Consider the following 12,472-nt stretch of genomic DNA (forward strand, 5'->3'; position numbering starts at 1 on the left):
GGCCTCCTATGGCGTTTGCGGATAGACGGTGGCGATGTCGACGCTGTCGGTGGCCATGCCCACATAGCACCGGCCGGTCACTTGGGTTTCGGCGGCGATGAAGGGATACACGGCGGTGACATCGCCGTCGTACATGGCGCTGCCGAGATAGACGATGCCCTGGCTCTCGCCGGCGAGGTCGAGACCGGTGATGTGGCGGGTGAGCGGCTTGGCGTCGTCGACCAGCCGCTCGAGCTCCTGGTACATTGCATCGGTGATGCCAGTGTCGAGCACGCCGATGCGCAGCGCGAAGGTGCCGGGGTCGCCCTGGGGCTCGGTCTGCCACCACTCGGTGACCTCGAACAGGTAGCCCAGCGGCTCGACAACGCGGCGAAGGGCGCTGATCGTGCCTTTTTTGCGGTGGACGAAAAACGCGGTGGCGATCACCTCGCGCTTGGCGCCCTCCGACCACGCCGGGTCCCAGCGGTCGACACTGAACGCCCATGCGAGATAGGGCAGCAGGCGCGCCGGACAGGTTGCCGGGTGCCAGAGTTGGCGCAGCGGGACCGGCACGCGCTGGATCTCGGCCAGGGCCTCGGCGGCAGCGCGCTCGAGGGGCGTGCCGTTAGGTGGTAATAGTGCCCGGCGCTCGTCACTCATCGCTGCCCCCGATCACCACGGTGGTGCTTGTGCAGTGGGCGGACTGGGTTTCGTCGAGCACCACGTCGGCGGCCGGGGCGGTGAGCTCGACGCGCTGCACGCCCTCGACATGCAGCGCGGCATGGATGGCCGAGATGCGGATGTCGCGGCCGAGGCGGCGCTGCTCGCTGATGTAGCGCTCGAGCGAGGCCTCGGCGGCCTCAAGAATCGGTTCTTGTTCGGGCCCGGGGTAGACGTAAAGCGTGGCCTCGATGGCGTAGTCGGTGATGCTCGCCGACTGCACGGTGAGGCGGTCACCGACCGGACGGATGTCCTCGGCTGAGAGCGCGTCAGTGACGATGTCGATGAGATCCTGGCTGGCGGCGCCGTCGCCCTCGGTGGACAGCAACGTGACCAGCGCTTCGGCAGGCGCCGGGCTGATGGCTGTGGCATCGGCCACGCGGCCATCGGCGCTGCGGGCGTGGAATTCGTAGGCGCCACGCGGCCCGGCGACGCTCAGTCCCTCCCAGGCCTGCTGGGCGCGTAGGCGAAGATCCTCGTCGCTCTCGTAGGTCGGCGGCACCGGTGGGGTGGCGTCTTCGTCGCCTTCGTCGATCACCAGACGCTCGACCTCGAAGTTGGCGACCAGCTGGTCGAGATCATCGCCGCGGCTGTAGGCCAGCATCACCGCCTTGGCCGCTTCGTTGACGCGCTGTCGCCACAGCAACTCACGGTAGGCGTTCTCCTCGAGCAGCTTGGTCAGCGGCTCGCTTTCCAGCGCGAGCGTGGCCTCGACCACGCCCCGTTGGCTGGTGGGCACCAGTTCGAGCAGTGCCGCGCGGCGCTCGGCATAGATCGTCTCGAAGTCGAGGGGCTCGACTACCGTCGGGGCGGGGAGTTGCGAGAGGTTGATGGTTCCGCTCATGCGACGGGCACCTGGAGGTTAACGGGATCGCCGGCGCGGCTCTGGCCTTCGATCTCAAATAGGGCGGTGCCCGGCTGAGTAGTGCTGACGCTGCGACGGAAGGCGGTGACGCGGATGCGCGGCTCCCAACGAATAATCGCCATGACGCTCGCGGCGTAGGCCTGCAGCAGGGTGGCGTCGTTCAGCGGCTGGTCGATGAGTTCGGGCAGCAGGCTGCCGTAATCGCGGCGCATGACGCGCGAGCCGATGGGCGTGGCGAGGATGTCGCGCACGCTCTGCTGGATATGCTCGAGGCCCTCGAGGGCGCGGCCGGTCTGGGCGTTCATGCCGGGCATTAGACGACTTCTCCTGTGTTGCTGGGTCCGGACTCGACGCCGCTGTGCTGGTGGCTCGCGCTGATGTCCTTACCATCGCTGGTCACCGCCCCGGTGAAGGCGACATCGCCGGCGATGGTGGTGGTCTGTCCGCTGGGCTGGCTGAGGTTGCCGTTCAGGGTCAGATTGCCGTTGATCACGATGTCGGCGTTGAGCGTGGCGCCGCCGCCGGCGGTGGCGGTGAGCGTGGCCGGGGTGGTGACGAGCACATCGCCCTGGGCGGCGAGCGTGGCCGAGCCGGGCAGGGTGGCCTGCAGGTGACTGGCGGCGTGGTCGTACTCGATGGCCGCGCCGTCGGGCATCACGGCGTGGAAGACGTCGCCGCTGTCGCTGGGGGCTGGGTGCTGGGTGCGGTAGAGCCCGGCGAGCACCACCGCGCTGGCGAGGTCGCCGCCCGGTGAGAACACCACGACCTGCTCGTCGACGGTGGGCGGGCTCCAGGTGCGGGTGGTGCCGGCGCGCTCTTCGAGCCACGGCAGCCAGGCGGTGGTGATCTCGCCGGTGGCGACGCGCACGCGGGCGCGGGCGTGGTCCACCTCGGCGATGGTGCCGAGGCGGACCAGGTTGTGGATCAGGCGCAGCAGCTCGGCGGCGCTTTGCAAGGGGCGTTGGGTCATGGCGCCATGCTTGCCCGGTCGGGCGCAGGCGGGAAGCGGTGGCGGTTGTGGTCCTAGCGTTTACAACGCCGAACCGAGGCGCTCGAGGATCATGTCGCGGATCACGGCGCGGTCGGCGTCGCTGTAGCCGACCAGGCGGCGCTCGGGGTAGTCATGCCAGGGGCCGTTGCGGTCGACATTGTCGCGCAGGCCGTACTGGTGCACCCGGGCGATGCGGGCGACGCGTCCGGCAAAGCCGACGGTGGCGGCATCGGACATGCCGCGACCCTTGAGGAACTTGGCCTGGCGGATCTTGGCGAACATGACGCCGCGGCGGATGCCGCCGGACTGGTCGCGGGCCTGGGGCTTGCGTGGCGCGAAGGGTGAGCCGTCGGGGTTCTCCTGTCGCTTGATGCGCGCGGCCTGGCGTTTGCGCAGCTCGCGGGCGATGTCGCGGGCGAGCTTGCGGCGCTCGCCGGGCTGCAGGCGGGCGAGCAGCGGGGCGGCCCAGCTCTCCAGGGCGTCGAGGTCGTCGCTCACTCTTCACCCCAATCGGCGACCAGCGCGTAATCCTCGGTTTCCTCGACATCACGGATGTAGAGCTGCCAGTTGCCGGCGGCACAGGGGTCGATCTCGAAGGTGGGCTGGCGATGGTAGACATGGATGGTGCCGGCGTCGCAATCGACCAGGGCGACCACGCGCTCGGTGAGCACCACGTCGATGGCGAGATCCCAGGCGTTGTTGCTGAGTAGCTCGGCCTGAAAGTTCACGGCCTCTTCAGGGTTGAGGTCGGGCTGGTAGCGCGACAGCCACTGCAGCAGCGGGATCATCACGGCGTCGAGCTCGCCGCTGTGATCGGTGAGCACGATGCGCGCGGGCACGCGGTACTGGTGCGAGAGGTGGGCGCCGCGATGGAACTCGATGCGGCCGTCTTCGATGAAGGTCAGCAGCCGGTCGGGGTTGCGCTTGAGGTCGGGAATGCGCTCGAGCAGATAAGCCCGCAGCGAAGTGAGCTTTTTCATCGGGTGTCGGTCTCCTCGAGGAAGCCGCCGCGCTTGCCCTTGAGGGTGCCGGCGATCTTCTCGCCGCTACGCCCGGCGATATAGCCGCCCACACCGAGGGTCATCAGGTTCCACAGCGGCTCGGGCAGCTCCAGGTGCAGGCCGACGCCGAACATGGCGCCGAGATAGGGGGCAAGCAGGTAGTTGTTGGCGACGATGGCGACGATCACCAGCATCAGGATCGGCCGCCAGTTACGCTGCAGCCAGCTCTCGCCGGTAGCCTCGGCGAGCACCACCTGCATGCGGGCCTTGAGGCCGGCGTCCTGCTGGTCGATCAGGCGGCGCTGCAGCTCGGCCTTGAGCCGGGCGGCCTGGTCCTTGTCGGTGACGGCCTTGTCGATCACCTCGAAGACGGGGCCGGCGACGGTGCCGAGTATGTTCTTGATCATGTTCATGCTTGCCACCTTGCTGGGCCATTCTGGCGGGTATCGATGTGTATGAAGTTGGCGTAGCGGCCGAGGCTGGCCGAGGGGTGATTTTCCGCGAGCCAGGCATATACCGAGGGAGCGGGCACGCCCCGCACCTGGATGTCCGCGGCGCGGCCCAGAGTGTGCTGGCTGCCTGGTACGCCGCCGATGCGCGCGTTGTGGGAGGAACAGCGGCAGCCGCTGGTCACGGTAACGGGCTGGTCGAAGTGAGTGCGGAGCCGTTCCAGGATGGCCAGCGTTTCGACATCGACGGTGTCGAAACCACAGCCGCAACGACAGGCGAACTCGGCCCGGGTGAAGTGAGGCGAGAGGCGAGTCATGGGCGGTGTCCTTCGAGGGTGGTGACGCGCTCGTTGAGGCTGCGCACGTCGTCCTTCAGTGAGCTGATCTCACGGTTGGCGTCGCTCTTGCGGTAGTAGAGGTCGCTCCAGTCGCGCAGGTCACGGCGCAGGCTTTCGATCTGCTCGCCCTGGTAGACCAGGCGCTCGCGCAGCACGGCGGTGTGCTCGCCGAGCGTAACCAGCTTGAGGCCGGCCCAGGCGAGCAGGGCGACCAGGGTGAGCTGGATGCCGGTCTGCAGGTGCCGTTCAAAGACGCTGGGTTTCACGGTGTCCTCCGCCATGCGGTCCTCATGTCAGTTCCAAAGCTGGACGGTGTCGACCCGGGCGGCGGTCGGCGGCTCCTCCGGCAACCTGACCAGCAGCCCCTGGGGGAGAATCGGGCCGAGCTCGGCGAGCCCGGGGTTAAGGTCGAGCGCTTGCTCGGTGACGGCGGCTGTGCTGCCGAGCACGCGGTAGCAAAGCGCGTCGAGGGTTTCGCCCTGGTGGGTGCGCACGGTAGGCACTAGATGAGCTCCACGGTGGTATGCCGCTCGCCGAGGATCTCGCTGACCGCCCAGCGGGCGTCGCGGCGGTAGTCGTCGGCGGCGAGATCCTTGGCTTCGCCGCGCTCGTCGCCATCATTGGTCGCACTGTGGTCGCGGTAGCGCTCGAGCAGGCTGGCCATGGCGGTGGCGTAAAGTGCGCGCTGGTAAAGCAGGGCGTAATGCCCGGCGGCGGCCCAGACCGGCAGGGCGACGTCGTCGACGGTGGTGGCGCCGTCGTTGAGCTGGGCGGCTTGCCAGTCGGCGAGCTGACGGTTGACGTCGGCGAGCGCGACGCGCAGGGCGTGAGTGAGGCGCGGGGCGGTGACGGTGCCGTCGACGCGCTCGGCATCGCGGAAGTCGGCGGGGTCGATCTCGGGCCAGAAGCCGTTATTGGTCAGCAAGGCCGGCGGGGTGGCAGTCTCGCCGGTGCCGTAGGAAATCAGTGACGACAAGGCCGGGCCTCATAGGGAATAAGAAGGGGGTGGACCGGTTCGGTGAAGTGAGCCGAGGCCGTTCACCGACCGGTGCCCCCTTGACGTCGGCGTGCGACTCTTCTCTTTTCAGATTCGGGGTCAGGCCGGGGCCTCGTTGTGAGAGGCGCCCGGGTCGTTGGCGTTCTGGTGCTTCAGTTCGCGCTCGAGGCGCTCGATGTCCTTCTTGACGCCGGCGCGCTCATTGAGCTTGAGGGCGCGGCGCAGGTGCTCGAGGGCATCCTCGAGGTGGCCGCGCTTGTCGCGGCAGGCGTAGCCGAGCGCCTTGTGCAGCTTGGCGCGGATCTGGTCGTGCATGTCGGCGGCTTCGGTCAGGGCCACGGCGCGACTCAGGTGCATGACCAGCTCGGCGGCAACCGGGGGCAGTTCGTCGCCCTCGGTGGCTGCCAGCCGGGCGAGCGCTTCCTCGGCGACCTGCTCGGCGACGATCGAGGCGGTGTCACGCTCGAAACGGTCGGGGGTATCCAGGCCATGGCGCAGCGCGTACTCGGCCACTTCGATGCCGCCGGCGAGGTCGCCGACGTCGAGACGCCACAGCATCACGGTCATCAGCACGTCATCGGCGGCGCCGTTACCGCCCTCGAGCACGCCGGCAACGTAGGCCTCGAACTCGGGCAGCAGCTCGCGCTTCTTGGCGACCTTGGCTTCCAGCGACTTGATGGCCTTGAGCGTGCGACGCGCCTCCCAGAGGTAGGCGGCGTGCACCTCGTACTGTTCGCCGCCCTGGGCGTGGCGGGGATCGGCAGCCCCCGCCGCTTTCGCGGCGGTGGCTTGCTGGTAGTGCTCACGAGCGGGGCTGATCATCGATTCGCTCCTTATGCGCCGGTCCAGTCGCCGAAGATGATGTTTTCCACCAAACAGCCGAAGCCGTAATCCTCGACGACGTAAGCGTCGTTTGAGCTCTCGTAGTTCTCGACCCGGTTGCGCTTGGGGTTGTCCTGCAGGTAGCGGCGACGGCTGCCGTTCTGCCAGTACAGCGAGAGGTTTTCCGGCGGGGTGATCAGCAGGCTGCCGTCGGGCACGAAGGGCACCTGGGCACCCTGGACGCCGCCCATGCGCTTCTGGCTGATCAGCATATCGAGGGCTTGCTGCTCGGTAGGCTGCTGATACTCGCTGACCAGAGGGAAATACTTGTCGGCCATGATCTTGCGCCCGCAGATCGCGCGCAGCGCGGTATTGCCGCGGTGCCATGGGTCGATCATCTCGTTGACGACGTCATAGACCAGGGCGTCGAGGTTGGCGTAGTCGCCACCCGGGCCGACGCGGACCTCGCCGATGGTGGCGCCTTCGCTGAGTACGCGGGCTGAGGCGTTGTCGCGGTAATGCTGCAGCCAGCCCTTGTTGACGTCCTGCAGCAGCGGGTTCGCGACCGGATCAGACGCGGCGGCGCCGCTGGTACCGTTGAAGCCGATCATGATGCGATCGAGCGACTGCTGACGAATGATCGCGTTGCGCACGCGGGTCTGGAAATCGCGGAACTTGGCCCAGGCGTCGAGTTGGGCCCAGTTAATGTGGGTGTCGAACTCGGTAGACAGGCACTCGTAGTCGTGAGCCTCGAGGTTCGAGACATCACTGGTGGTGCGGTCACTGGAAGATACGTCGGTGCGCTTGGCAATCGGGCCGGAAACGCCGAGGCCGAGCTTCTGGCCCTTGAGCTCGTCGACACCTTGAACATTGATGGCACTCAGGAAGGCGCTGGATTCCTGAATCTTGGATTCCAGGGTCTGCTGGACGCTGGGCTCGACGTTGAATTGCTCGACGGCACTGGGCACGCCGGAGAGCTTGGCGACTTGGCCGAGCAGGCCGTTGTAGGCGATACGGGTCTCTTTTTTCATGGTATCTCGTCTCAGCAGTCAGTGAGCTGGGCATTCCCGCCGCCGGTGGCGGGGGCGCGGGCGGGGGTGTCCGGGGTGTGGTCGAGCTTGGTGGAGAGCTCGTCGAGCCGGGTTTTCGTCGCTTCGTGAGCCTGCTTCAGCTCGGCGAAGGCGGCGTCGCTGGGCAGCGCTTCGAGCTGGGTGGCCAGGGCGGTGTGCTTCTGCACGAACAGCTCGAGGGTCTGCTCGAGCTCGGTGCGGAAGTCGGCAAAGCCCTTGTCGGTCTTGGCGTCGTGCTTGGTGAACAGCGCCTTGACGCGCTCGGTCAGGCTCGGGCCCTTGTCTTGCGCGGCGCCTTCGTTATCGGCGGCGGCGAAGTCCAGCTCGGTTTCCACGGCGGCGGTGAAGACGTTGTGCGCGGTCTGCTTGCGGGCGGCTAGCGGGGAATCGGCGCCCTGCTGGGCCTGCTGGGCGCTGAACTGCAGCATGTCGGTGCCGAGGCTCGCGGGCGAGTCGGTGACCGCCAGGCCGACCAGGTAGGCCTCGCCGCTGTCGGCGAACTCGGGATCGACCTCGATGGAGGTGTAAACCTTCTGGCGCTCCTGGTTCATCTGCTTGAGCCGGTCGGTGGGGTCGATCTCGGCGAACAGCGCAAGCTTGCCGTCGACCTCGCGGGCCTCGAGCTTGGTCACGTCGCCCAGGGCGGGGAAGGGCCCGTCCGCGAACATGCCGCGCATGTGCTCCATCCAGACGCGGGCGCCGTAGGTTTTGGGGTCGAAATTCTTGGCCATTTGCTCGATCCACTCGCGTGAGATCTTGCGGCCGTCGGTGGTGGCGCCTTCGGTGGCGATCCGAAACATGGCGGGGTGCCTCTGCAGGTTGATCGGCGGAACGTTGCCGTCAGGTTCCGCGCAGGCGGGGCGGGGCTCAACGCGGGGGCGTTGTAGGCGCTTTATCCACAACGGACGGGGCCGCGAGCCTCATACGCGCGCGGTTAGGCTGGCGGCATGACAACGATGCCTGCCGACAGCCCCGATTCGCCGCGCGTGACCGCCCGCCACCTCTACTGGCAGGGGTGGCGCGTGGCGCGTATTGCCGAGTTCATCAACGAGAAGCCGCCGACCGTGCACAGCTGGAAGCAGCGCGACGGCTGGGACGAGGCCTCGCCGAGCGAGCGCGTGGAGGGGGCGCTCGAGGCGCGCCTGGTGCAGTTGATCGGCAAGGAGGCGAAGGAGGGGCGGGACTTCAAGGAGATCGACCTGCTGGGTCGGCAGATCGAGCGGCTGGCCCGGGTGCACAAGTATCAGGAAACCGGCAAGGAATCGGACCTTAACCCGAACATCAACGCCCGCAACGAGGCGCCGCGCCGCAAGCAGAAGCGCAACGCCCTGGACGAGGAACAACTCGAGGCGCTGCGCGAGGCGTTCTTCGATTCGCTGTTCGACTACCAGGCAAGCTGGTACGAGGCGGGCCAGAAGCACCGCATCCGCAACATCCTTAAATCACGCCAGATCGGCGCGACCTGGTACTTCGCCCGCGAAGCGATCGTCGATGCCCTCGAGCATGGCCGCAACAAGATTTTCCTCTCGGCCTCGAAGGCCCAGGCGCATATCTTCAAGAACTACATCGTGCAGTTCGTCAAGGAGGCGACCGATGTCGAGCTCAAGGGTGACCCCCTGGTCCTTGATAACGGCGCGGAGCTGCACTTCCTGGGCACCAACAGCAAGACCGCCCAGGGCTACCACGGCGATGTCTACCTGGACGAGTATTTCTGGATCGGGCGCTTTGCGGAGTTTCGCAAGGTGACCAGCGGCATGGCGATGCACAAGCAGTGGCGGCAGACGTATTTCTCGACGCCCTCGAGCATCGGCCATGAGGCCTACCCGTTCTGGAACGGCGAGATGTTCAACAAGCGCCGGGCAAAGGCCGACCGCCAGGCGTTCGATGTCAGCCACCAGGCGCTGGCCGGCGGGGCGCTGTGCCCCGATGGGCAGTGGCGGCAGATCGTCACCGTCGAGGATGCCATCGCCGGTGGCTGTGACCTGTTCGACCTCGAGCAGCTGCGCCTCGAGTACAGCGAGGACGAGTTCGCCAACCTGCTGATGTGCCAGTTCGTCGACGACAGCCAGAGCGCCTTCCCGCTGACGATGGTGCACCCGTGCATGGTCGATAGCTGGGAGGTCTGGGACGACTACCGGCCGTTCGCGCCGCGCCCGGTCGGCGAGCGTGGGGTGTGGATCGGCTACGACCCGACCGGTACCGGCGAGGATGGCGACGGCGCCGGCCTGGTGGTGGTGTTGCCGGCGCGCACCCGCGATGAGAAGCACCGCATCCTCGAGCGCCACCGGCTCAAGGGCGAGGACTACGAGGCGCAGGCCGATTTCATTCGCAGCTTCGAGCGCTGCTACCAGATCGACCATATCGGCATCGATGTCAGCGGGCTGGGCGAGGCGGTGGCGGAGCACGTCGAGAAGTGGTTCCCGACCCTGGTGCGCTACCAGTACACGCCCGACGTAAAGAGCCGCATGGTGATGCAGGCGCAGCAGATCATGCGCAAGAGCCGGCTTGAGTTCGACGCCGGCTGGGCGGATCTCGCGCAGTCGTTCATGGCCATCAAGCGCGAGCTGACGAATTCCGGCCGCCAGTTCACCTACACCAGCGGGCGCTCGAAGACCACCGGCCACGCCGACCTGGCGTGGGCGACGATGCACGCGCTACACAAAGAACCGATCGACGGCCCGGCCGAAGGCGCCTGGCGTTCCCTCATGGAGATGTACGGATGAATGACACCGCGACCCCCAAGCCCCGCGTGCGCGTTCCGGCCTACCAGGTCAGCGATAACGTGATGGATAGCCCGGCGGCGAGCTCGAAGGCCCGGGCCGAGGCGTTCAGCTTCGGCGATCCGGAGCCGGTCACCAGCATGCGTGATTTCTTCTACGAGGGGCTGTGGCTGTCGGCCGATGAGTGGTACGAGCCGCCGATCCCGCTGGACGTGCTGGCCAAGAGCTACCGGGCGACCGCACACCACGGCAGCGCCCTGCAGGTGAAGCGCAACATCCTGCTGCGCACCTTCAAGCCCCACCCCCTGCTGAACCGCCAGGCGTTCAGCGGCCTGGCACTCGACTACCTGGTGTTTGGGAATGGCTACCTCGAGCAAGTGTTCGGCCGGCTAGGCAAGCGCCTGCCGTTTCGTCATCTACGATCGCGCTACATGCGCCGGGGCGGACTGAACGCCGACCGCTATTGGTGGGTGCCGAACTTCGTCGACCGCGTAGAGCTGCCGGCGGGGCGGGTGATCCACCTGCTCGAGCCGGACATCGACCAGGGCATCTATGGCGTGCCGGACTACATCGGTAGCCTGCAGTCGGCTTGGCTCAACGAGAGCGCCACGCTGTTCCGCCGGCGCTACTACCTCAACGGCAGCCATGCCGGCTTCATCATGTACGTCAACGACGCCTCGCACGACAAGCAGGACATCGACGACATGCGCCAGGCGCTCAAGGACAGCAAGGGGCCTGGCAACTTCCGTAACCTGTTTCTCTACTCCCCGGGGGGTAAGAAAGACGGGGTGCAAGTGATCCCGGTCAGCGAGGTCGCGGCGAAGGACGAGTTCTGGAACATCAAGAACATCACTCGGGATGACCAGCTGGCCGGCCATCGCATCCCGCCGCAGCTGATGGGCATCATCCCCCAGAACACCGGGGGGTTCGGCGACGTGGAGAAGGCCGCGCGCGTGTTCGTCGCCAACGAGCTCGAGCCGCTGCAGGCGACCATGCGCGAGATCAACGACATCGTCGGCGAAGAGATCGTGAGCTTCCGGCCTTACTCGCTCGACGGAGAACCCTCCGGCCCACAGCTCGATCCGACCAAATAAAAAGCGCCCGTGGCCTTGGCCAACGGGCGCATATCGCTCGCGTTCATCCTTGATCGCTGGGGAGCCTTCCACGCTCCTCGAGCAACAGCTTTATCTTACCTAAAAGCTGTATAAATAGACAGGTGTTAAGGATGACGACTAAACCGATCCTCCCATGGATGGGAGGCAAGCGCCGCCTCGCAAAGCAGATCATTCCGCTTTTCGAGGCGCATACCGCTTATGTAGAACCGTTCTGCGGTGGGGCAGCGGTGTACTTCATGAAGGAGCCCAGCCAGGTCGAGGTCATCAATGATGTCCATGGCGAGCTGGTAAACCTCTATCGCGTGGTGAAGCATCACCCCGACGAGCTGATCCGGCAGTTTCGTTGGAGTCTGGTCAGTCGTGAGGAGTACATGCAGCACCGCGAGGTGGATCCTCGCCACCTCACCGATATCCAGCGGGCTGCCCGCTTCTTCTACCTCCAAAAGCTCGTCTTTGGCGGCAAGGTGCATGGGCAGACCTTCGGCACGTCGGCGACCAGTCCGCCACGCATGAACCTGCTGCGCTTGGAAGAGGATCTCAGCGAAGCCCACCTGCGGTTGTCCCGCACGGTGATCGAGCACCTCGATTGGGCGGAGTGCATCCGACGTTACGATCGGCCAGAGACATTGTTCTATCTCGATCCGCCGTATTGGGGTACCGCTGGCTATGGCAGCGAGTTCGCCCTAGAGGAGTACGACCGGATGGCAGAGCTGGCTCGCGACGCCCAAGGTCAGGTAGTGATCAGCGTCAACGACATTCCTGAGATGCATAGCGCCTTCGCCGGGCTGAAGATCCACACAACTCAGATCCGCTATACCGTTGGCAAAACGACCACCAGCAAGCGGGGAGAGCTGATGATCAGCAACCGCTGAGCAGCGCGCTCTGCTTCATTCTCGGCCGTCCAGCTCCTGGGCGGCTTTTTTCATGCCCGTTCAGCTTCCACCCTTGGCCTCCCACGGCGGCGCCCCGCGGCGCGCCGTCGACACCCCGCCCCGCCTGCGCTCTAAATGGGTCGTTTTTTATGCAGATTGGCACTAAGTGACAAGCCTACGCCCATGCTGGGCTCGATGCGGCTTTTCCTCGACCAATCCCGTATGCGGATTTCTGCGCTTTTATACACAAGCGGTTTTGTGCCCGCCTGCCTACGTAGCTGCATCATGCAAGCTTTTGATTTTCAGGAGGGCCGTATGCACGAGGTACGTAACACTTTTGCTTCTAAGGGGCTGTTGGCCCGCTAAAGTAGAGATACCTTGTAATCAGTAGGTCCCGGGTTCGACTCCTGGTGCCGGCACCATTGAAACATCGGGAAATACAACGAGATAGCTTTTATGAAAACCGCCTGTCAGGGCGGTTTTTTCGTGTGTACCATTCTTTGCTGCTACGTCTCCCTACCGATCGCCATCGC

The 12,472-nt window shown here is 65.9% G+C and carries 17 protein-coding genes; 3 read left to right on the top strand and 14 right to left on the bottom strand.

The window, feature by feature from the left end; all coding sequences use genetic code 11:
* Positions 1-6: 6 nt before the first annotated feature.
* From BM341_RS12535 to BM341_RS12600, 14 genes are all read right to left on the bottom strand, one after another.
* Positions 7-639 carry a phage tail protein I gene (locus BM341_RS12535; RefSeq protein WP_089796412.1) on the bottom strand — a complete coding sequence of 211 codons (633 nt, stop codon included), beginning with the start codon at positions 637-639 and terminating at the stop codon, positions 7-9.
* Positions 632-1,543 carry a baseplate assembly protein gene (locus tag BM341_RS12540; protein WP_089796413.1) on the bottom strand — a complete coding sequence of 304 codons (912 nt, stop codon included), beginning with the start codon at positions 1,541-1,543 and terminating at the stop codon, positions 632-634. The genes BM341_RS12535 and BM341_RS12540 overlap by 8 nt, the downstream gene beginning before the upstream one ends.
* A complete protein-coding gene (locus BM341_RS12545) occupies positions 1,540-1,878 on the bottom strand; it encodes a GPW/gp25 family protein (protein WP_089796414.1) in 339 nt (112 codons plus the stop codon). The genes BM341_RS12540 and BM341_RS12545 overlap by 4 nt, the downstream gene beginning before the upstream one ends.
* Positions 1,878-2,534, bottom strand: coding sequence for a phage baseplate assembly protein V (locus BM341_RS12550; protein WP_089796415.1), 657 nt, complete (start codon positions 2,532-2,534; stop codon positions 1,878-1,880). Before BM341_RS12550 ends, BM341_RS12545 begins: the two co-directional genes overlap by 1 nt.
* A 60-nt stretch (positions 2,535-2,594) precedes the next feature.
* Positions 2,595-3,053 carry a phage virion morphogenesis protein gene (locus BM341_RS12555; RefSeq protein WP_089796416.1) on the bottom strand — a complete coding sequence of 153 codons (459 nt, stop codon included), beginning with the start codon at positions 3,051-3,053 and terminating at the stop codon, positions 2,595-2,597.
* Positions 3,050-3,535: a phage tail protein gene (locus tag BM341_RS12560; RefSeq protein ID WP_089796417.1), complete on the bottom strand. Its 486-nt coding sequence runs from the start codon at positions 3,533-3,535 to the stop codon at positions 3,050-3,052. Before BM341_RS12560 ends, BM341_RS12555 begins: the two co-directional genes overlap by 4 nt.
* Positions 3,532-3,969, bottom strand: a complete 438-nt coding sequence (locus BM341_RS12565) for a holin family protein (protein WP_217646233.1) — start codon at positions 3,967-3,969, stop codon at positions 3,532-3,534. The genes BM341_RS12560 and BM341_RS12565 overlap by 4 nt, the downstream gene beginning before the upstream one ends.
* The gene (locus BM341_RS12570; RefSeq protein ID WP_089796418.1) at positions 3,966-4,322 is read right to left on the bottom strand and encodes a D-Ala-D-Ala carboxypeptidase family metallohydrolase; all 357 of its coding nucleotides are present in this window, start codon (positions 4,320-4,322) and stop codon (positions 3,966-3,968) included. The genes BM341_RS12565 and BM341_RS12570 overlap by 4 nt, the downstream gene beginning before the upstream one ends.
* A complete protein-coding gene (locus BM341_RS12575) occupies positions 4,319-4,624 on the bottom strand; it encodes a hypothetical protein (protein WP_089796419.1) in 306 nt (101 codons plus the stop codon). The genes BM341_RS12570 and BM341_RS12575 overlap by 4 nt, the downstream gene beginning before the upstream one ends.
* A gap of 12 nt (positions 4,625-4,636) precedes the next feature.
* Complete coding sequence (locus tag BM341_RS12580; RefSeq protein ID WP_089796420.1) at positions 4,637-4,846, bottom strand: tail protein X; 210 nt, start codon at positions 4,844-4,846, stop codon at positions 4,637-4,639.
* A complete protein-coding gene (locus tag BM341_RS12585) occupies positions 4,846-5,319 on the bottom strand; it encodes a head completion/stabilization protein (RefSeq protein ID WP_089796421.1) in 474 nt (157 codons plus the stop codon). Before BM341_RS12585 ends, BM341_RS12580 begins: the two co-directional genes overlap by 1 nt.
* Before the next feature lie 120 nt (positions 5,320-5,439).
* On the bottom strand, positions 5,440-6,162 hold the full coding sequence (gene gpM / locus BM341_RS12590) for a phage terminase small subunit (protein ID WP_089796422.1): 723 nt from the start codon (positions 6,160-6,162) through the stop codon (positions 5,440-5,442).
* A gap of 11 nt (positions 6,163-6,173) precedes the next feature.
* The gene (locus BM341_RS12595; protein ID WP_089796423.1) at positions 6,174-7,193 is read right to left on the bottom strand and encodes a phage major capsid protein, P2 family; all 1,020 of its coding nucleotides are present in this window, start codon (positions 7,191-7,193) and stop codon (positions 6,174-6,176) included.
* Between the two features lie 11 nt (positions 7,194-7,204).
* Positions 7,205-8,032 (bottom strand): GPO family capsid scaffolding protein, encoded by an 828-nt coding sequence (locus BM341_RS12600; protein ID WP_089796424.1) that lies wholly within the window; start codon positions 8,030-8,032, stop codon positions 7,205-7,207.
* A 147-nt stretch (positions 8,033-8,179) separates the two neighbouring features.
* On the opposite strand from BM341_RS12600, the gene BM341_RS12605 reads away from it, so the two are divergent.
* The 3 genes from BM341_RS12605 to BM341_RS12615 all read left to right on the top strand — a co-directional run bounded on the left by BM341_RS12605 (position 8,180) and on the right by BM341_RS12615 (position 11,939).
* Positions 8,180-9,955, top strand: a complete 1,776-nt coding sequence (locus BM341_RS12605; RefSeq protein WP_089796425.1) for a terminase large subunit domain-containing protein — start codon at positions 8,180-8,182, stop codon at positions 9,953-9,955.
* Positions 9,952-11,046, top strand: coding sequence for a phage portal protein (locus tag BM341_RS12610; protein ID WP_175507863.1), 1,095 nt, complete (start codon positions 9,952-9,954; stop codon positions 11,044-11,046). Before BM341_RS12605 ends, BM341_RS12610 begins: the two co-directional genes overlap by 4 nt.
* A gap of 131 nt (positions 11,047-11,177) precedes the next feature.
* Positions 11,178-11,939: a DNA adenine methylase gene (locus BM341_RS12615; protein ID WP_089796426.1), complete on the top strand. Its 762-nt coding sequence runs from the start codon at positions 11,178-11,180 to the stop codon at positions 11,937-11,939.
* Positions 11,940-12,472 lie beyond the last annotated feature (533 nt).

The sequence above is a fragment of the Halomonas korlensis genome, assembly GCF_900116705.1.
GTDB classification, from domain to species: Bacteria; Pseudomonadota; Gammaproteobacteria; order Pseudomonadales; family Halomonadaceae; genus Halomonas; species Halomonas korlensis.

Bases quoted from the DNA above. Each gene is read 5' to 3' on its own strand.
- BM341_RS12610 (WP_175507863.1), top strand. From the start codon at position 9,952: ATGAATGACACCGCGACCCCCAAGCCCCGCGTGCGCGTTCCGGCCTAC.
- BM341_RS12600 (WP_089796424.1), bottom strand. From the start codon at position 8,032: ATGTTTCGGATCGCCACCGAAGGCGCCACCACCGACGGCCGCAAGATC.
- BM341_RS12535 (WP_089796412.1), bottom strand. From the start codon at position 639: ATGAGTGACGAGCGCCGGGCACTATTACCACCTAACGGCACGCCCCTC.
- BM341_RS12550 (WP_089796415.1), bottom strand. From the start codon at position 2,534: ATGACCCAACGCCCCTTGCAAAGCGCCGCCGAGCTGCTGCGCCTGATC.
- BM341_RS12540 (WP_089796413.1), bottom strand. From the start codon at position 1,543: ATGAGCGGAACCATCAACCTCTCGCAACTCCCCGCCCCGACGGTAGTC.
- BM341_RS12605 (WP_089796425.1), top strand. From the start codon at position 8,180: ATGACAACGATGCCTGCCGACAGCCCCGATTCGCCGCGCGTGACCGCC.
- BM341_RS12575 (WP_089796419.1), bottom strand. From the start codon at position 4,624: ATGGCGGAGGACACCGTGAAACCCAGCGTCTTTGAACGGCACCTGCAG.
- BM341_RS12560 (WP_089796417.1), bottom strand. From the start codon at position 3,535: ATGAAAAAGCTCACTTCGCTGCGGGCTTATCTGCTCGAGCGCATTCCC.
- BM341_RS12565 (WP_217646233.1), bottom strand. From the start codon at position 3,969: ATGAACATGATCAAGAACATACTCGGCACCGTCGCCGGCCCCGTCTTC.
- gpM (WP_089796422.1), bottom strand. From the start codon at position 6,162: ATGATCAGCCCCGCTCGTGAGCACTACCAGCAAGCCACCGCCGCGAAA.
- BM341_RS12595 (WP_089796423.1), bottom strand. From the start codon at position 7,193: ATGAAAAAAGAGACCCGTATCGCCTACAACGGCCTGCTCGGCCAAGTC.
- BM341_RS12570 (WP_089796418.1), bottom strand. From the start codon at position 4,322: ATGACTCGCCTCTCGCCTCACTTCACCCGGGCCGAGTTCGCCTGTCGT.
- BM341_RS12545 (WP_089796414.1), bottom strand. From the start codon at position 1,878: ATGCCCGGCATGAACGCCCAGACCGGCCGCGCCCTCGAGGGCCTCGAG.
- BM341_RS12615 (WP_089796426.1), top strand. From the start codon at position 11,178: ATGACGACTAAACCGATCCTCCCATGGATGGGAGGCAAGCGCCGCCTC.